15 protein-coding genes are annotated in these 18,673 nt (G+C 69.3%); 14 read left to right on the top strand and 1 reads right to left on the bottom strand.

All coding sequences use genetic code 11. The features are described from left to right. Window positions 1–2: 2 nt before the first annotated feature. From ACP7AU_RS13240 to ACP7AU_RS13200, 9 genes are all read left to right on the top strand, one after another. Window positions 3–836: an enoyl-CoA hydratase-related protein gene (locus tag ACP7AU_RS13240; RefSeq protein WP_426051699.1), complete on the top strand. Its 834-nt coding sequence runs from the start codon at window positions 3–5 to the stop codon at window positions 834–836. Window positions 837–1,019: 183 nt separating this feature from the next. Continuing rightward, window positions 1,020–2,657 (top strand): TldD/PmbA family protein, encoded by a 1,638-nt coding sequence (locus tag ACP7AU_RS13235; protein ID WP_426051698.1) that lies wholly within the window; start codon window positions 1,020–1,022, stop codon window positions 2,655–2,657. Between the two features lie 22 nt (window positions 2,658–2,679). Next, window positions 2,680–4,008 (top strand): TldD/PmbA family protein, encoded by a 1,329-nt coding sequence (locus tag ACP7AU_RS13230; protein ID WP_426051697.1) that lies wholly within the window; start codon window positions 2,680–2,682, stop codon window positions 4,006–4,008. 28 nt (window positions 4,009–4,036) lie between these two features. Continuing rightward, complete coding sequence (locus tag ACP7AU_RS13225; protein ID WP_426037748.1) at window positions 4,037–4,744, top strand: DUF4159 domain-containing protein; 708 nt, start codon at window positions 4,037–4,039, stop codon at window positions 4,742–4,744. Window positions 4,745–4,775: 31 nt separating this feature from the next. Further along, complete coding sequence (locus tag ACP7AU_RS13220) at window positions 4,776–5,774, top strand: AAA family ATPase (RefSeq protein WP_426051696.1); 999 nt, start codon at window positions 4,776–4,778, stop codon at window positions 5,772–5,774. Window positions 5,775–5,782: 8 nt separating this feature from the next. Then, window positions 5,783–6,670: a DUF58 domain-containing protein gene (locus ACP7AU_RS13215; protein ID WP_426051695.1), complete on the top strand. Its 888-nt coding sequence runs from the start codon at window positions 5,783–5,785 to the stop codon at window positions 6,668–6,670. Further along, window positions 6,667–7,818 carry a BatA domain-containing protein gene (locus tag ACP7AU_RS13210; protein ID WP_426051694.1) on the top strand — a complete coding sequence of 384 codons (1,152 nt, stop codon included), beginning with the start codon at window positions 6,667–6,669 and terminating at the stop codon, window positions 7,816–7,818. Before ACP7AU_RS13215 ends, ACP7AU_RS13210 begins: the two co-directional genes overlap by 4 nt. Beyond that, a complete protein-coding gene (locus ACP7AU_RS13205; RefSeq protein ID WP_426051693.1) occupies window positions 7,815–9,980 on the top strand; it encodes a DUF4175 family protein in 2,166 nt (721 codons plus the stop codon). The genes ACP7AU_RS13210 and ACP7AU_RS13205 overlap by 4 nt, the downstream gene beginning before the upstream one ends. Next, window positions 9,977–11,839, top strand: a complete 1,863-nt coding sequence (locus ACP7AU_RS13200; RefSeq protein ID WP_426051692.1) for a hypothetical protein — start codon at window positions 9,977–9,979, stop codon at window positions 11,837–11,839. Before ACP7AU_RS13205 ends, ACP7AU_RS13200 begins: the two co-directional genes overlap by 4 nt. Before the next feature lie 186 nt (window positions 11,840–12,025). Here the strand turns inward: ACP7AU_RS13200 and ACP7AU_RS13195 are convergent, their stop codons facing one another. Next, on the bottom strand, window positions 12,026–14,473 hold the full coding sequence (locus tag ACP7AU_RS13195; RefSeq protein ID WP_426037746.1) for a S9 family peptidase: 2,448 nt from the start codon (window positions 14,471–14,473) through the stop codon (window positions 12,026–12,028). A gap of 162 nt (window positions 14,474–14,635) precedes the next feature. On the opposite strand from ACP7AU_RS13195, the gene ACP7AU_RS13190 reads away from it, so the two are divergent. Genes ACP7AU_RS13190 through ACP7AU_RS13170 form a run of 5 tightly spaced genes read left to right on the top strand, consistent with a single transcriptional unit; the run spans window position 14,636 to window position 18,415 of the window. Further along, on the top strand, window positions 14,636–15,643 hold the full coding sequence (locus ACP7AU_RS13190; RefSeq protein WP_426051691.1) for a cysteine synthase A: 1,008 nt from the start codon (window positions 14,636–14,638) through the stop codon (window positions 15,641–15,643). Continuing rightward, the gene (gene gcvA / locus ACP7AU_RS13185; protein ID WP_426051690.1) at window positions 15,640–16,584 is read left to right on the top strand and encodes a transcriptional regulator GcvA; all 945 of its coding nucleotides are present in this window, start codon (window positions 15,640–15,642) and stop codon (window positions 16,582–16,584) included. Before ACP7AU_RS13190 ends, gcvA begins: the two co-directional genes overlap by 4 nt. 9 nt (window positions 16,585–16,593) lie before the next feature. After that, window positions 16,594–17,823 carry an NAD(P)/FAD-dependent oxidoreductase gene (locus ACP7AU_RS13180; protein WP_426051689.1) on the top strand — a complete coding sequence of 410 codons (1,230 nt, stop codon included), beginning with the start codon at window positions 16,594–16,596 and terminating at the stop codon, window positions 17,821–17,823. A gap of 38 nt (window positions 17,824–17,861) precedes the next feature. Next, window positions 17,862–18,137: a DUF4160 domain-containing protein gene (locus ACP7AU_RS13175; RefSeq protein WP_426051688.1), complete on the top strand. Its 276-nt coding sequence runs from the start codon at window positions 17,862–17,864 to the stop codon at window positions 18,135–18,137. Continuing rightward, window positions 18,134–18,415, top strand: coding sequence for a DUF2442 domain-containing protein (locus ACP7AU_RS13170; protein WP_426051687.1), 282 nt, complete (start codon window positions 18,134–18,136; stop codon window positions 18,413–18,415). The genes ACP7AU_RS13175 and ACP7AU_RS13170 overlap by 4 nt, the downstream gene beginning before the upstream one ends. The last annotated feature ends 258 nt before the right edge of the window (window positions 18,416–18,673 follow it).

Below are 18,673 nucleotides of genomic sequence, written 5' to 3'. Positions count from 1 at the left end.
CCTTGGCGAGCTTCGAGATCACCCGCGATGGCCCGATCGCGCATCTGCGTCTGACCCGGCCGGAGGCGTCGAACGCGCTCGACATGGATTTCTGGCGCCGCTTCGGGCCGGAGCTCAAGGTGCTGGATGCGACGGGCGAGGTCCGCGCCCTGGTCCTCTCCGGCGAAGGCCGAAATTTCTGCGCCGGCATGGACATCTCCGTCTTTTCGGGCGGCGCGATCCTGAACACCGACAAGGTCAGCGACCGCCAGGCCTTCCACCAGACCGCCCGAGACTTGCAGGAAACCCTGACCACGCTGGAAAAGATGCGGTTCCCCGTCATCGCCGCCATCCAGGGTGCCTGCGTCGGCGGCGGGCTCGACCTGATCGCCGCCTGCGACATCCGGCTGGCGTCGCAGGATGCGTACCTCCGCATCGAGGAAATCAACATCGGCATGATGGCCGATATCGGCAGCCTGCAACGCCTGCCGAAGCTCATGCCCGAGGGCGTGGTGCGGGAACTGGCCTATACGGGCACCAAATTGACGGTCGATCGCGCAGAACGACTGGGCATGATCAACGCCGTCCTGCCCGACGCCGAGGCGGTCGTTACGGCGGCGCTCGACATGGCGAAACGGATCGCGACCAAAGCGCCGCTGGCGATCTCCGGGTCCAAGGCCGCCCTCAACCACGCCCGCGACCACACCGTCGCCGAGGGGCTGGAATGGATCGCCGTCATGCAGGGCTCGCTGTGGAGCCCGGCCGATGTCATGGCCGCGATTCAGGCGCGCATGACGCGGACGGAGGGCGAATTCGCCCCGCTGTCGCCGCTGCGACCGTTTGACCCAGCAGTCTGAAAACCCGCCAGCACTGGTCTCGGCGTGAAGATTTCGTAATGATCAGCCGGAATGGCTCCGATCGTTTGACCTGTGTCACCCGGCTGTCAAAGATGCGGCGCGCGTGACGAGGGGGCTGCGTACAATGCCCGCTCAACACCGCCTGTGCGCCCCCGCGGCAGGCCATTCGGGTGGAGAGAAGCCTTGGATAGACGTTCATTCCTCGCCGCTTGCGGCATCGGCGCGGGCGGGCTTCTGCTGCCCGGGTTCGCCGGACGCGCCATCGCGGAATCCCAGCTGGTCGAGACCATCGACATCGCGGTCAAGAAACGCCTGGCCGACGCCGGCCTGAGCGCCGCCTCGGCAGCCGGCGCCAGCTACTGCGACGTTCGCGTCGGCCGCTACCTGCGCCAGTTCGTGATCACCCGGGAAGCCAACGTCCAGAACATCGTCAACACCGAGTCCATCGGCACGGGCGTTCGCGTCATCGCTGACGGGGCCTGGGGCTTCGCCGCCACCAACGACATGACGGCCGAAGCCGTGGCAGAGGCTGCGCGCCTCGCCACCGCCATCGCCAAGGCCAACGCCCGGAACCAGACCCAACCCGTCCAACTGGCCCCCACGCCCGGCGTCGGCGAGGTCAGCTGGAAGACCCCGATCCGCCGCAACGCGATGGAAGTACCGATCGCCGAGAAGGTCGAACTGCTGCTGGGCGTCAACGCCGCGGCGATGGCGGCCGGCGCCAACTTCGTCAACTCGCAGCTGTTCCTGGTCAACGAGCAGAAGTATTTCGCCAGCTCTGACGGCTCCTACATCGACCAGGACGTGCACCGCATCTGGGCCCCGATGTCGGTCACGGTCATCGACCAGACCACCGGAAAGTTCCGCTCGCGTCAGGGGCTGTCGGCCCCGATGGGCCTCGGCTACGAATATCTGGAAGGCCGCAGCGAGGACAAGCTGGAGTCGGCCAACGGCGCCGTGATCAGCTATGACATGTCCTACGACATGCGCGAGGATGCGGTCGCCGCAGCCCGTCAGGCGCGCGAGAAGCTGACCGCCAAGTCGGTGGAGCCGGGTCAGTACGACCTGGTCCTGGACCCCGATCACCTCGGCCTGACCATCCACGAGTCCGTCGGTCACCCGCTCGAGCTCGACCGGGTCCTGGGCTACGAGGCCAACTACGCGGGCACCAGCTTCGCCACGCTCGACAAGCGCGAGAGCCGCTTCCAGTACGGGTCGGAAATCGTCAACCTGTTCGCCGACAAGACCCAGCCCGGCAGCCTGGGCGCGGTCGAGTACGACGACGAGGGCGTGAAGACCAAGTCGTGGGATCTGATCAAGGACGGCAAGCTGGTCGACTACCAGGCGACCCGCGATCAGGTTCACATCCTGGGCAAAAATGCTTCGGACGGCTGCTCCTACGCCGACAGCTGGTCGACGGTTCAGTTCCAGCGCATGGCCAATGTCTCGCTGAAGCCGGGCACGCAGCCGATGACCCGCAACGACATGATCTCGAACGTCGAAAACGGCATCTACATCCTCGGCCGCGGGTCGTTCTCGATCGATCAGCAGCGCTACAACGCCCAGTTCGGCGGCACCCTGTTCTACGAGATCAAGAACGGCGAGATCACCCAGCCGCTCGAGGATGTCGCCTATCAGATGCGCACGCCCGAGTTCTGGAACGCCTGCTCGGCCATCTGCGACGAGAGCGACTACCGCATGTTCGGTTCGTTCTTCGACGGCAAGGGCCAGCCCAGCCAGGTGTCGGCGGTGAGCCACGGCTCCTCCTCCACCCGCTTCGACAAGATCAATGTCATCAACACCGCGCGTTCGCTCGGTTGATCGGACCCAAGGGAAAAATCACATGAGCATCATGACGGAAGCCGAGGCCAAGACGATCCTCGACAAGGTGATCGCACTGTCGACCGCCGACGAATGCACCGCGCAGCTGGACGGGACGATCGACGGAAATATCCGCTTCGCCCTGAACAACGTCTCGACCAGCGGCGTCATCTCCAACATCGACCTCAGCGTCCAGGTCGCGTTCGGCAAGCGCGTGGGCACCGCGACGATCAACGAGTTCTCGGACGTGGCCCTCGCCCGCGTCGTCAAGCGCGCCGAGGACCTGGCCAAACTGGCCCCGGAGAACCCGGAGTTCATGCCGGCGGTCGGTCCTCAGACCTATCGCGCCACGAACACCTTCAGCGCGGCGACGGCGGCCATCACGCCAGAGAACCGCGCCGAAATCGCCCGCGCCTCGATCGCCCCCTGCAAATCGCAAAATCTGATCGCCGCCGGGTTCCTGAACGACAACCAGAGCTTCACCGCCTTCGCCAACTCGAAGGGCGCCTTCGGTTATCAGCGCTCCACCGAGATGGACTACACCTGCACGGTGCGGACCGAGGACGGCACGGGATCGGGCTGGGTCGCCCGTAACCTTCAGGACGCCAGCACCTTCAACGTCGATACCGACATCCAGATCGCGATGCGCAAGGCCAGCGCCTCGCGCGACGCCCAGGCGCTCGAGCCCGGCAAGTACACGGTGATCCTGGAACCGGCCGCGGCCGCGGGCCTGATCTCCTTCATGTTCAACTTCTTCGACGCCCGTTCGGCGGACGAGGGCCGCAGCTTCCTGTCCAAGGCGGGCGGCGGCAACAAGATCGGCGAACAGGTCTTCGACCCGCGCGTCAACGTCTACTCGGATCCCGGCCACGCCGAGACCCCGGCCCTGCCCTGGGACGGCGATGGCCTGCCACGCGAGCGCGTCAACATCGTCGAGAACGGCGTCGTTCGAAACCTGGGCTATTCGCGCTTCTGGGCCGACAAACAGCGCAAGCCGCAGATGGCCCAGCCGGGCAACATCATCATGGAGGGCGGCTCCAAGTCGACGTCCGACCTGGTGCGCGAGACCGAGCGCGGCATCCTGGTGACCCGCACCTGGTACATCCGCATGGTGGACCCGCAGACGGTGCTGCTAACCGGCCTGACCCGCGACGGCACCTTCTACATCGAGAACGGCGAGCTGAAATATCCGCTGAAGAATTTCCGCTTCAACGAGTCCCCCGTGATCATGCTGAACAACATCGACGAACTGGGCCGCTCGGTCCGCGTCGGCGATGACGGTCCGACCATGATGATCCCGCCCATGCGCGTGCGCGACTTCACCTTCACCTCCCTGTCCGACGCCGTCTGACCGGAGAGAGTGCGTGTCGCGTTCGAGTATGACACGCGCGGATGCCTTGCGACTGCTGACCGGCGGCGCGCTGGGGGCCCTGCTTGCAGGCTTCCCGCGCGCCGCCGACGCGCAGGCCACCTATGATTTCTGGTTCACCCGGTTGCGCTATGATTCCGGCGACTGGGACGTGGACCAGCGGATGCCGGCCAACATCCTGACCTCCCTGGTCGACTACACCAACCTGCGCGTCGACCCCGAAGAGCGGGTCGTGGCCCTGGCCGATCCGGCCATGCTGACCGCCCCGTTCTGCTACCTCGCCGGCCACAAGCTGGTCGAGTTCAACGCCGCGGAGGCGCGCAATTTCGAACGCTATGTGAGGAACGGCGGCTTCGTCTTCGTCGACGATTGCAACCACGACATCGACGGCCTGTTCGCCACGACGTTCGAGCGTCAGATGGCCTCGATCTTCGGCGCGGAGGCCCTGAAGAAATTGCCCAATGACCACGCCATCTACTCGAGCTTCTTCGAGTTCGAGGACGGCCCGCCAGCGACCAGTTTCGAACTGAATGGCTGGGGCGACGACCTCATTCACGACTACCTCAAGGGCATCGAGATCGATGGCCGGCTGGGCGTGCTCTACTCCAACAAGGACTATGGCTGCGAGTGGGACTACGACTGGCGCAACAAGCGCTTCCTGGCCGAGGACAACACCAAGTTCGCAGTCAACATCATCCTCTACGCCCTGACGGCCTGACCTTCCGCCTCTCCTCCTCCCCGGAGCCTCTATGACCACGCCCACCCAAACCGAGATCGACGCCCGGCTGGCCCAGCTCGGCAAGCTGAAGGCCGCGATCGGCCAGGCCATCGTCGGCCAGAACGAGGTCGTCGAACAGCTGCTGATCGGCCTGCTCGCCGGCGGCCACTGTTTGATCGAGGGCGTCCCCGGCCTCGGCAAGACCTTGCTCGTCCGTACCCTGGGCCAGGCCCTGCATCTGGAGTTTCGGCGCGTCCAGTTCACCCCCGACCTGATGCCCTCGGACATCCTCGGCACCGAGGTGCTGGAGGAGGATCACGGCACCGGCCACCGCAGCTTCCGCTTCCAGCCCGGCCCGGTCTTCACCAACCTGTTCCTCGCCGACGAGCTGAACCGCACCCCGCCCAAGACCCAGGCCGCCCTGCTGGAGGCGATGCAGGAGCATACGGTCAGCTATGCCGGCGTGACCCACAAGCTGAACGAACCCTTCTTCGTCCTGGCGACCCAGAATCCGCTGGAACAGGCCGGCACCTATCCCCTGCCCGAGGCGCAGCTTGACCGCTTCCTGCTGAACATCCGCGTCGGCTATCCGACGGCGGAAGAGGAGCGCGCCATCCTGGTCCAGACGACCGGCTCCGGCGGCGGCGCGGTGCCCCAGGTCATGGTCGGCGAGGATATCGTCGCCCTGCAGAAATGGGTGCGCGACGTCTATGTCGGGGAGGCCCTCCTGACCTGGATCACCGCCCTGGTCCGCGCCACCCGGCCGTCGGTGGACTCGCCGAAAGCCATTCAGGACTATGTCCGCTGGGGCGCCGGTCCGCGCGCCGGTCAGGCGCTGGTCCTCGCCGCCAAGGCGCGCGCCCTGCTGCATGGCCGTCTGGCCGCAACGCGCGAGGACGTCGTCGCCCTGGCCGCACCGGTCCTGCGTCACCGCATCCTCCTGTCATTCGCCGCCGAGGCGGAGCGCAAGACGGCCGACGACGTCGTCTCCGCCCTTCTGGCCGCCCTGCCCGCACCCGCACCCGACTGATCCACGGCATGTCCCCGCTCGACCTGCCCCCGGAGTTGCGCAGCCGCCTTCGTCGTCTGTCCATCGTCCCGCGTCGCGCGGCGGTGCTGGCGAGTGCGGGCATGCATGACAGCCGCAACAAGGGCGGCGGGCTCGAGTTCGCCCAGTACCGGGCCTATGAGCGTGGCGACGATCTGCGGGCCATCGACTGGAAACTCTACGCCCGCTCGGACAGGTTCTTCGTCCGCGACGCCGAGCGCGAGAGCCCCGTCGCCATCTGGATCGTCATCGACGCCAGCGCTTCCATGGCCCAGGCCGATCTCGCCCGCCCGGACTGGTCCCGCTTCGACGCCGCGCGCCGCCTCACTGCCAGCCTGATCGAGATCGCCCTGTATCAAGGCGACCGCTTCGGCGTGGTGGTGGAGCGCGCCGAGGGGCCGATGGTCCTGACGCCGCACGCCGACGGCCGCCATCGCGACCGGCTGCTGCTGGCGCTGGCCCCGCTGAAGGCTGCGGGCGCGGCGGACTGGTCCCGTGACGTCGGCATCTTCGGCGAACAGATCGGCGCGCGCGACCTGATCGTCATCGTGACCGACGGCTTCGACGATGGCTGTATCGGGACTGCCGAACGGTTAGCCGCCTCTGGCCGCGACATCTGCCTCGTCCAGATCCTGACCGGCGACGAGCGCGATTTCCCGTTCGACCGGGGTTATCGCTTCCATGACCCGGAGACGGGGGCCGAACTGATCGGCGACGGCCGCTCGCTCCGCGCCGACTTCGTCGCGAGGTTCGCCGCCGCCCGCGCCGCGCTGGCCGCCCGGCTCGACGCGCGCGGCATCCGCCACGTCGAGCATTTCATCGACGAGAGCGCGGACATTCCGATCCGCACCCTGTTCCGCCCGACCGGCCGACAATGAACCCGGCGCTGCTCCTCCCCGCGGGCCTCGCCGCCCTGCTGGCCCTGGCGATCCCGATCGTCATCCATATCGCGCGCCGCACCGAGAGCCGGACGATCGACTTCGCCGCCCTGCGCTGGCTCGATCCCCAGCCGAAGCCGCGTCGCAGCCTGACCATCGACGAGCGGTTGCTGCTGGCCGCCCGCCTCCTGCTGCTGGCTCTGATCGCCCTCTGGCTGGCCGCGCCGGTACTGTGGAACGCCGCCGACGATCGCCCCGTCGTGGCCATCGCGCCGGGTGCCGACGCCGCGACCATCGCTGCTGCCACGGAAAAGGGCGACCGCGTCGTCTGGCTGGCGCCCGGCTTCCCCGAGCACGGTGCCCTGACCCCCGTCGCGCCAGGGGATGTCGTCAGCCTGATCCGCCAGCTCGACGCCGAACTCCCGCCCGGCGCCCCGGTCAAACTGGTCGTCCCCGGCACGCTCGACGGCGTCGACGCCGAGCGCCCGAGGCTGTCCCGCCGTGTCGGATGGACCGTCGGCGCCGAAGCGGGCGCGGCCCAGGTCGGCTCGCCCGCGCCGCCGTCCCTGACCGTCCGCTTCGCCCCGGAGGCCGGGGATGCCGTCCGCTATTTCCGCGCCGCCGCCACGGCCTGGACCGTGGCCGACGTCGCCCCGACCTTCGCCGCCGAACCGGTCGATCGCGCCGTCCCGAACAGCGCCCGTCATTTGATCTGGCTGGCGTCCGGCCCCGTCCCTGTTCCGGTCGAGCGCTGGGTCCGAAATGGCGGCGTGATCCTGACCGCGCTCGACTCCCGCATCCCCGTCGAGGGCGAGACCGTTCCCGTGTGGCGCGGTGCGGCCGGAGAACCGCTGGCTTTCGCGGGCCGTCTGGGCCGGGGCCGCGTCATCCGCCTGACCCGCGCGCTGGAACCCGCCGCCATCCCGCAGCTGGTCGAGCCGGACTTCCCCGACGCCCTCCTGTCCATGCTCGATCCGCGTCCGGCGCCCGGCCGCGTCGCCGCCGTCGATCATGCCCCCCTGACCGGCGCCGTTCCCTATGACCAGCCGCCGCTCGACCTGCGTCCGTGGCTGGCCCTGCTGATCGCCGTCGCCTTCGCCGGCGAGCGTTGGCTGGCCATGCGGCGCCAGAGGGCGGTCACGCCATGACGGCCGTCCCTGTCCTGCTGAACCACCAGAGCGCCGCCCGCGCGCGCGCCGGCCTCGACACCGTCGCCCTCGGCCTGCCCGGCGTTCTCGTTCTCGCCGCGCTGGGCTGGCGGCTGTTCGGAGTGACGGGCGCGGTCATCGCCGCCCTGCCTGGTCTCGTCGCCCTCGCTGCCCTCGCCATCTGGCGCTCTCGCCGGTTCGACCTGCGCTGGCTGATCGGCGAGCTCGACGCCCGCATTCCGCGCTTCGAGGACAGCACCGCCCTGTTGTTCAGGGACCGCGCCGCCGTCGCCGGCCTCGCCGCCCTGCAACGCGACCGGCTGGAGAGCCGCGTCCACGAAGCCTCCGCCATCGACCTCCGCCCCGACTGGTCGCAGCGGCCGATCCTGATCGCCTGGGCCGCCGCCGTCATCCTGATCGCCGCCATCCTGATCTGGCCTAGCGCGAACGGCTCCGAGACCAGGACCGCCGCCCCCGCCCGCGCCGCCGCCGGAGCCACGGCGCCCGTCCTGACCGGCGCGCGCCTGCGGATCACTCCGCCCGCCTACACCGGCCTGCCCGTCCGCGAGCAGACCGCGCTCGACGCCCGGGCGCCAGAGGGCTCTCGCGTGGAATGGCTGATCGACTTCGCCCCGCAGCCGTCCTCGGCCGGACTGGAGTTCCCCGAAAGCACGCCGGTGTCCCTGATCCGGGACGGCCGGCGCTGGACCGGCGCGCGGATCGTCGATCGACCCCTGCTCTACCGGATCGAGGCCACGGGTCTGGCCCAGCAGCGTCTGAATCGGCTCGACGCCGTCGCCGACGCCGCACCTGTCGTCCGCCTGGTCGAACCCGAAAGCCAGCTGGTCCAGCTCACCCCAGGCCAGACGACCTGGACGCCCGTGTTCGAGGCCAGCGACGACTACGGCGTCATCGAGACAGCGACCCTGCGCATCACTGTCACCAAGGGCGACGGCGAGAACATCACCTTCGAGCAGCGCTCCATGCCGCTGCGTGGACGGGGCGCGGCGAAACAGCTGCGTTTCTCCACGACGCTCGATCTCGCCCGCGAGGGCATGGCGGCCGGCAGCGACCTGATCGTCCAGCTCGTCGTCTCCGATAACCGGGTGCCTGAACGCCAGCAGGTCGAGGGTCCCAGCGTGATCCTGAGATGGCCCGCCAACCTCGCCATGGCCGACGGGCTGGACGGCATGGCCATGCGCATCATGCCCGCCTATTTCGCCAGCCAGCGCCAGATCATCATCAACGCCGAGGCCCTGATCGCCGAGCGTCGTCGGCTGGAGCCGCGCGCCTTGATGGACCGCTCCAACGTCATCGGCGAGGAACAGGCCGCGCTGCGTCTGCGCTACGGACAGTTCATGGGCGAGGAGGCGGAGGGCGGTGGAGGCAGCGGCATCATCCTGCCGACCAGCGACGCTCCGCCCGCCCGCGCGCCTCTGCCGACCAGCGACGCGCCCGCGCCCGCCCAAGCGCCCGCGCATGACGAGCATGACGATCACGGCGACCATGGCGGAGAGGCCGCCGGCGGCGCCATGGGTTCCGAGGTCGATGTGCTGCACGAGTTCGGCCACGCCCACGACACCGGTGAGGCCGCGACCCTGTTCGCGCCCCGGACCCGATCCGCCCTCGCCCGCGCGCTGGACGCCATGTGGAGCTCGGAGCGGGAGCTGCGTCAGGGACGGCCGGAGCAGGCCCTGCCCTTTGCCAACGAAGCGCTGGAACTGCTGAAGGAGGCCCAGCGCGCGACCCGCGTCTTCCTTCCCAGACTCGGCTCGGACCTGCCGCCCGTCGACTTCGCCCGCCGTCTGACCGGCAAGCGCGAGGACATCGTGGCGGAGACTGCCGAGCGTCCCGAACGCAGTCCTGCAGACGCCGTCGCCGCCGACGCCTGGCGCGCGCTGGAGGAACGGCCGCGTTCGGCCTCGGGGGCGCTGGCGCTCGGCGCCCTCGACCGCTGGGCGCGCGAGAATGGAGGCCGGCTCGCCGAGCCCCTGGCCCTGCGAGCTGCCATCGACACGGTGCGCAACGAGCCCGCCTGTCTCGACTGCCGCCGCCGCCTGCGCGCCCTGCTGTGGACCGCCCTGCAACGTCCGGCCCCGTCGCCCGGCCGCCGCGAGGCTCCCGGCGCACGCGGCCAACGCTATCTGGACGCCCTGCGATGAACGTCTCCAGCCCGGCTCTCTGGACGACCCTGATCATCGTCGCAGGGGTTGCCCTCGGCGTCATACGTCTGCTCCGGTGGCAAGGATCCGCGGCTCCGGAGGCCCAGGCCCCGCGCTGGCGTCTGGCCGCACTGATCGGCCTTCAGGTCGTCGCCGGCGCCCTCGTCTGGCTGACGCTGAACCCGCCCTCGTCCGTCATGCGCACCGGAACCCTGATCGTCGCCACGGGGGGGGCCCCCGCGATCATCCCGACCGCGCCCGGAGACATCCTGGTGGCCCTGCCCGAGGCCGGCCCCGTCACCGGCGCGACCCGCGTCCCCGACCTCGCGACGGCGCTGCGACGTTCTCCCACGCCGGTCCGTATCCGGGTCCTGGGGCAAGGGTTCACGCCACGAGACCAGTCTCCCCTGCCTGTGCCGGTCGAGTTCTCCGCCCCGCCCCCTCCGCGCGGCCTGATCGACATCGCCCTGCCCGAGGTGACGGCGCCCGGCGCGACCTTCGTCGTCGGCGGACAGGTTGGAACGATGCCTGCGGGAACCGTCGAACTGGTCGAGCCCGCCGACGTCGTCGTCGATCGCGCCCGCACAGCGCCCGGCGAGCGTTTCGCCCTGATGGCCGCCGCCCGCGCGCCCGGCCTCGCCCTGTTCGACCTCAGGCTCCGCGACCCCGCCGGCGCCGTCGTCGAGCGCATCGCCATCCCGGTCGAGACCATGGCGACGACGCCGCCGCGCGTCCTCGTCCTCGCCGGAGCGCCCACGGCCGAGACCAAATATCTGAAGCGCTGGGCCGAGGATTCCGGCGTCGAACTGACCCTCGACATCGACGTCGGCGCGGGCGTCCGGCTCGGCGACGCACCCGTGCCGCTCAACGCCACGACCCTGGATGAACTGGATCTCGTGGTTCTCGACGACCGTCGCTGGGACAGTCTCGGCGGCAGCCAGCGTGCGGCCCTGACGGCGGCAGTGAACGGCGGCATGGGTCTTCTGTTCCGCCCGACCGGCCCGCTGTCGGCCGCGACCCGGCGCGACTGGGCCGGGCTCGGCGTCGCCCTGACCGGCGGGGACGAAGCCGTTCCTCTGCGCCTCGATCTCCCCGCCGAAGAGGCCACGCCCGGGGCCGAGGCCGAGACGGCCGAAGAGACCGAGGCCATGCCGGAACTGGCCCGTCGCGACCTGACCGACGAGGGCTCCGGCGCCGTGACCCTGTTGCGGGACGCCGACGGCGTCGCCCTGGCCAGTTGGCGCGCGCGCGGCCGCGGCCGGGTCGGCGTCTGGACCGTGACCGACAGCTACGCCCTGGTGCTCACCGGCCGTCCGGATCGCTACGGCGAGATGTGGAGCGAAGCCTTCTCGGAGATCGGCCGCGCCGGCGACGACAGCCGCGCCGAGGTCGACGGCATCGCCCGCGTCGGCGCCCGCATCGCCGTGTGCCGCCTCGTCGGCCAGGCCAATGTCCTGGGTCAGGACGGCCGCGCCCATGGCCTGCGCGTTGATCCGGCCGCCGGCGACCGCGCCTGCGCCGCCTACTGGCCCGAACAACCGGGCTGGCACGTCATCCGCGACGGCGAGAACCGCCAGACGGCCTTCTATGTCCAGCCCGCGGACGCCGCGCCTTCTTTGGTCATGGCCGCCAACCGTTTGGCGACGCTGGCGCTCGCGGGGACCGCCCCGACCCGGGCGGCGCCGGCCTCGACCTCCGACGCGCCCGGCTCGCCCTGGCCATGGTTCGCCGGGCTGCTGGTGGTGTTGTCAGGCCTGTGGTGGTTCGAACGGAACCGGGACGTCGGCGGATGGGTCGCGGCCTTGCGAACGCGCGTCGGCCATCGCTGGAGCGGGTTCGCCGCGCGACTCCGGAAATAGACTCGACAGAGTCGACAGAGTCGCGCCGCTTCGACGGGGTGATGATGAGACCTGTCAAAGACCGCAGAGATCAGATGAGAGCCTCGGCCTGACGCGCAAGACCTGATCAGGAATAAATTCATATCGCCCTTTGGCGCCTTGGCCCCCGGCAGAAGGGATCACCCTCCGCCGGAGGCCAGGCCGGACCTATTGCGATCCCGCCGCCGGAGCGGTGGGGTTCTTGATCGTCTGGTCCAGCCAGCGGGTCATCTCCCACAGGGTGTGACCGACCGATTCCCGCGCCCGATAGCCGTGCGCCTCGAGCGGCAGGACGACGTAACGCACCGTCGCCCCATTGCCCTTGAGCGCGGCGTAGAACCGCTCCGACTGGATCGGGAAGGTGCCCTGGTTGTCGTCCGCCTCGCCGTGGATCAGCAGGATCGGCTCATTGACCTTGTCGGCATAGGCGAAGGGCGACATCTCGTTATAGGTCTCCGGCGCCTGCCAGTAGGTCCGCTGCTCGGCCTGGAAACCGAACGGCGTCAGGGTCCGGTTATAGGCGCCCGAACGGGCGATGCCGGTGGCGAACAGGTCGGTGTGAGCCAGCAGGTTTGCGGTCATGAAGGCGCCGTAGCTGTGGCCCCCGACGGCGATACGGCCGCGTTCGGCCACGCCCATTCCTACCACCGCATCGACCGCCGCCTTCGCGCTGGCGGCGAGTTGTTCGATGTAGGTGTCGTTCGGCTCGGTCCCGTCCGCGCCCACGATCGGCATCGAGGGGTTGTCCAGAATGGCGTAGCCCTGGGTCAGCAGGAACAGGTGGCTGGAGCCGCCCGGACGCACGAAGCGGTTGGCGGTATCCACGACCTGACCGGCCACGGCCGCGTCGGTGAACTCCGCCGGATAGGCCCACATCAGCAGCGGCAGGGGGCCGTCGCGATCCTTGTCGTAGCCGGCCGGCAGATAGAGGGTGCCCGACAGCTGCACCCCGTCGTCTCGGGTGTAGGTGATCAGCTGCTGGGTCACGCCAGCCAGCTGCGGCGCCGGGTCGGGGAAGCTGGTCAGGGGCGTCACGTCGCCGTCCAGGTCGCGGACCCGCAGGTTTGCCGGCTCGGTCCGGCTCTCGCGCACCGTGACCAGACGGCGGCCGTCGTCATCAAGCAGACCGACGACGGTCTCGTACTCGCCGCTCGCCGACTGCCAGATCCGCTCCGTCTGGCCTGTCGCGAGGTCGAGCGTGCCGAGGAAGGGATACTCGCCCTCCCGCGTCGCGCCGTCGCCCTCGACGAAGACGCGCGACCCGTCCGGGGTGAACTGGATCACCTCGCGGCCCGCGGCGTTGGCCTCGGTCGCGATCGAGCCCGGGTCGTTGTAGCGATCCTGATAGTTGCGATCGACGATGACGCGGCCAGCGCCCGGACGCGACGGATCGACGACCGACCGGGTCTCGTGCCGGGTGTTGAACCACTGGGTGTTGACCACGGCCACGTCCGACCGGCCCCAGGTCACGCCGGCATAGCGTTCGGGCAGATCGATCAGGGTCGTCGCCTGACCTTTGAATGGCGCATCCAGCATCAGGACGCGGTCGCGCACGGTCGCCGGCGTACGCGGATCACCGCCGTCCTGGGCCTCGACCCAGACCAGGGTCGATGGCGTGTCGGCGCGCCACTGGGCTGCGCGGGGGCCGGTCTCTACGGCGTCGAAGGGCGGCGGGATATTGTCACGCAGCGGCAGGTCGGCGACCTCATGCACGACCCGGCCGTCCATGTCGGTCACCACCACGTCGCCGGGGAACAGGCGCGCGGGCACGACATAGCTGAACGGCCGTCTGGCCGTGGTCTGCAGCAGATAGCGGCCATCCGGCGACACCGAAGCGCCCAGGATCACGCCCGGCGCGCCGATGCTGCGGGCCTCTCCGGTCAGCGGGACGACAACCAGCTGCGCGGTGAAATAGTGGGCGAACAGGGCCTCATCGCCGGCATCGGCCAGCAGGTCCTGATAGGTGCGCACCGCCGCCGCGCGGCCGCCGCTCTCGGCGACCGTGGGCCCGGCCGGCGCGGCCGTCACGTCCGGCGCAGCGCCGCGATCAGCCGGCACGGCCCGGACCAGCAGGCCCGAACTGTCCGGCAGCCAGCTCATGCCGGCGCCCGTCGCGGCGTTCACGCGGGCGCCAAACACCTCGCGCGCCGTGGCCGTGCCGACATCGGCGACCCACAGGGCCATGCCTTCGGGCTGGTCCATCAGGAAGGCGACAGACCTGCCGTCGGGCGACCAGCTCGCCCCCGTGAAGCGCGAGCCTTCGGGCAGGGCGACGGCGCGCGCCGCGCCGCCTTCGACCGACTGGAAGCTCAGGCCCGTCACCCAGGAGATGCGGCTGTTGGCCGGTCCGTTGTTGCGCGGATTGATCCGATAGCCGGCGAGGCGGAGCATCGGCTCGGCCAGTTCGGCGATCGTCGGCAGGTTGGACCGCTGGAAAAGGACCAGGGTCTTCTGATCGGGGCTGACGCTGGCGCCGGGCGTCGGCCGGGCGTCCAGGATGTCCGCAATCGGCGCGGGCGGCTGCTGATAGGTCAGCGCGCTACCGGCCGTCTGGGCCAGAACGGGCGTCGCGAACAGCATCAGCACAGTCGGCGCCACATGACGCATCAGTCGCATCTTCATCGGAAACTCTCACCCAGACAGGACAAGGCGGGCCCCTCCGGCGCGCCGGCGCGGACAGTAACCCCGCATTTCGCCCTGGTCACCAAGGCAAACCTCCCTTCCCGTGCGACCCAAGAGATTCTAAAAGCGGCCATCGTTCAGATGGAGCACCTCCCCGTGCCAATCGCCTCCGATATTCTTTCCCTGATCGGCTCCACGCCGATAATCCGGCTGCGCGCGGCGTCCGCCGCTACGGGCTGCGAGATTCTGGGCAAGGCAGAGTTTCTCAATCCAGGCGGGTCGGTGAAGGACCGCACCGCACGCGGCCTGATCCTCGACGCCAAGGCCTCCGGCACACTGCGACCCGGCGGCACGATCGTGGAGGGAACAGCCGGCAATACCGGCATCGGCCTGGCCCTGGTCGGCGCCGCGCTGGGCCATCCCGTCGTCATCGTCATGCCGCGCAGCCAGAGCGAGGAAAAGAAGAAGGCCGTCCGCCTGCACGGCGCCCGCCTGGTCGAGGTCGATCCGGCCCCCTTCTCCAGCCCCAACCATTTCGTCCATTTCTCGCGCCGCCTCGCCGCCGAGCTGAATGAGAGCGAGCCAAACGGGGCCTTCTACGCCGACCAGTTCGACAACACCGCCAACCGCCGCGCCCATTTCGAGACCACAGGCCCGGAGATCTGGGACCAGACCGGAGGCCGCATCGACGGTTTCGTCTGCGCCGCCGGCACCGGGGGCACACTGGCCGGCACGTCCGCCTTCCTGCGCTCGAAGAACGCCGCCGTCCGCATCTGCCTCGCCGATCCGCCCGGCGCCGCTCTGCATGCCTGGTTCACCGAAGGGGAGCTGAAGGCCGAGGGCTCATCCGTGACCGAGGGCATCGGCGTCAACCGCATCACCGGCAATCTTGAGGGCGTCACGGTCGATCATTCCTTCCGCATCGAGGACGTCGAAGCCCTGTCGGTCATCTTCGATCTGGCCAGAGACGAGGGCCTGACCCTGGGCCCGTCCAGCGGGGTCAATGTCACCGGAGCCGTCCGACTGGCCCGCGAACTCGGCCCCGGCCACACCATCGTGACCATCCTCTGCGATCCCGGCCAGCGCTACGCCGGCAAGATCTACAACCCCGCGTTCCTGCGCTCCAAGGGCTTCGACGTGCCCGCCTGGCTGGAGGGCGTATGAGCGACGCAGGCGACGCGGGACGCCGCCTCCCGCCCCTCAACTCTCTGAAGGCCTTCGAGGCCGCGGGGCGTCGGCTCAGCATCTCGCTCGCCGCGCGCGAACTGGGCGTCACCCCCGGCGCCGTCAGCCAGCAGATCAAGGTGCTGGAGGATCACGCCGGCGGCCCCCTGTTCCGTCGCGACGGCGGCGCCGTGGCCCTGACCGAACTCGGCGCCCGGCTTCAACCCGTGCTGCGCGACGCCTTCGAACATCTGAAGCGCGCCGCTGACATCGTCTATGGCCCCGTCGGTCGTGGCTCGCTGGCGGTCAGCGTGCCGCCGTCCTTCGCCGCCCGCTGGCTGGCTCCGCGCATGGTCCGTTTCTCGGCCGAACATCCCGAGATCGAGGTCTGGGTCTCGGCCGACATGCAACTGGCCGACGTGGCCGGCGGCCGGGTCGATGTCGCCGTGCGTTACGGCATCGGCGGCTATCCCGGTGTCCGTTCGGACCTCCTGTTCGAGGCCGGAGTCGTGCCCGTCTGCAGCCCGGCCCTGCTGACCGGCCGCTCGCCGCTGCAGAAGCCCGCCGACCTCGCTCGCCACACCCTGATCCATGTCGGCAACGGGCATGTCGAGGAGCCGCGCCCCGACTGGGCCACCTGGCTGAAGGCCCGAGGCGTGACCGGCGTCGACGCCTCGGCCGGGTCCCGCTACGATCAGACCGCCTTCGCCATCGAGGACGCCGCCAACGGCCGGGGCGTGGCCCTGGCCCCGCGCGCGTTCGTCGCCGCCGACCTGGCCTCGGGCCGGCTGATGACGCCGTTCGCCGACGGCTACCTGCCGACCGACATGGCCTACCATGTGCTGACCCGCCGCAACGGCGGCCGCGAGGAGGCCCGCACCTTCGTCGCCTGGCTGAGGCGGGAAGCTGATGCCGACGACGGCACGGTCGATGAGCTGTAGGAGACCCGTATGAATCTTCCGGATCGAGGCGTCGTCATCGTCGGAGCGGGCCATGCAGGCGGCACGGCCGCCGCCCTGTTGTGCCAGTACGGCTATGACAGGCCCATCACCCTGATCGGCGAGGAACCGCTGATCCCCTATCAGCGCCCACCCCTGTCCAAGGCCTGGCTCAAGGGCGAGGCGGAGGGCGACAGCCTCGCCCTGCGTCCGCTGGCCTTCTACGCCGAACACGAGATCGACCTTCGCCTCAGGGTCGAGGTCACCGGCATTGACCGGACGGCCCGGACCGTCGGCCTGTCGGACGGCTCGACCGTGGCCTACGATCACCTGATCCTTGCGACTGGAGCGCGGGCCCGCAGACTCGACGTCCCCGGCGCGGACCTCGTCGGCGTCCACGTCCTGCGCACGGCCGCCGATGCGGAGGCGATCAAGGCCCAGCTCGGCGAGGGCCGCACCCTGGCCGTGGTCGGCGGCGGCTATGTCGGGCTGGAGGTCGCCGCCTCGGCCCGTGCCCTGGGCGCCGGGGTCGTGGTGCTGGAGCGCGAGCCGCGCCTTCTGGCCCGCGTCGCCTGCGACGTGCTTTCGACCTTCTTCCAGACCTACCATCAGGATCGCGGCGTCCGCTTCGAACTGGCCGCCGACGTCACCGGTTTTGTCGGCGACGGCCCCCGCGTCGCCGGCGTGACCCTGGCCGACGGCCGCACCGTGCCTTGCGACAGCGCCGTCGTCGGCGTGGGCGCCATTCCCAACGACGCGCTGGCGGTCGCGGCGGGGCTCGATGTCGAGGGCGGCATCCTGGTCGATCTGGAGGCCCGCACCTCCGACCCCGCCATCTTCGCCATCGGCGACGTCACCCGCCGTCCGATGCCGATCTACGGCCGGATGTTCCGCATGGAGAGCGTCCCTAACGCCCTGGAACAGGCCAAACAGGCCGCCGCGGCCATCACCGGCCGCCCCGCTCCCGCCGGCGAGACGCCCTGGCAGTGGTCGGACCAGTACGACCTCAAGCTCCAGATCGCCGGCTATCCCTTCGACAGCGACCGCATCGTCGTCCGCGGCGATCCGGCCACCGCCAGCTTCGCGGTCTTCCACCTGTCCGGCGACAGGGTTCAGGCGGTCGAGGCGATCAACGCCCCGCCCGAGTTCATGATGGGCCGGAAGCTGATCGGGGAACGGCGCGCGGTGGATGTGGAGAAGCTGGCGGACAGGGCGGTGTCGATGAAGGAGGTGGGGGCTTAGGCTTCGCGAAAGCAACCCACCCGTGTAATGATCGACCCATGCCGACCATCTCATGGTTTTATGGTATATCGATCCGCATGTTCTTCGGCGATCACGCGCCGCCCCATTTCCATGCCTATGAGGCTGGCAACGAGGCACAGGTGCGGATTTCCGACGGTGAAATCATGAAGGGCCGCCTGTCGAAGCAGGCGCGCGGACTGGTGAGAGAATGGACGCTGATCAATCAGGCGGCGCTGATCGAGAACTGGGAGAACTCCCGGCCGGGGTCGCGGATGCCCCTTCGGCGGATACCGGGTTTGGATACGCCCCAGTGACCGACATCATCCATGTGAGACGGGTTCTGCGCCTCGGCGGCTATCGCCTGAAGCTGTGGTTCACTGACGGCACGGCGGGCGAATGGGATTTCTCGGAACTGGCGACCCGAGAGCGAGGCCCGATGGTCGAGCCCTTCAAGGACCCGGCCTTCTTCAATGAGGTCTTCGTCGAGTTCGGAGGCCTGACCTGGCCTAACGGGTATGACTGGAGCCCCGAGGCCCTGCACGCGGATATGGCGGCAGCGGGTGTGCTGAAGTTCGAGAGCGTGATGGCCTAACGAACACGTTTGGGCTCTGGTCCCCTCCAAACGTCGTAGTCGTCTCGAGCTTCGTTGAACTTGTAAGTCGTCATCTCCGGATCATCCGTTCCGGCGGCTCGCAGCAGATCTAGGTATCGATCTGCCGAGATTTCATAGAGTCCTAGGTGATGTGGACAAAGTGGATTCCCAAATCAGCTGATCGCTGATTCAAGGCTGTTCTTTGCGGAGAGCAGCCATGGTTCGTGGTTTGATGTCGGATGCGGAGTGGGCGTTCTT

Source organism: Brevundimonas sp. SL161 (assembly GCF_049896985.1).
Lineage (GTDB): Bacteria > Pseudomonadota > Alphaproteobacteria > Caulobacterales > Caulobacteraceae > Brevundimonas.
Note: the sequence above shows the minus strand (reverse complement) of the source record. Positions and strands in the feature narration are given on the sequence as shown.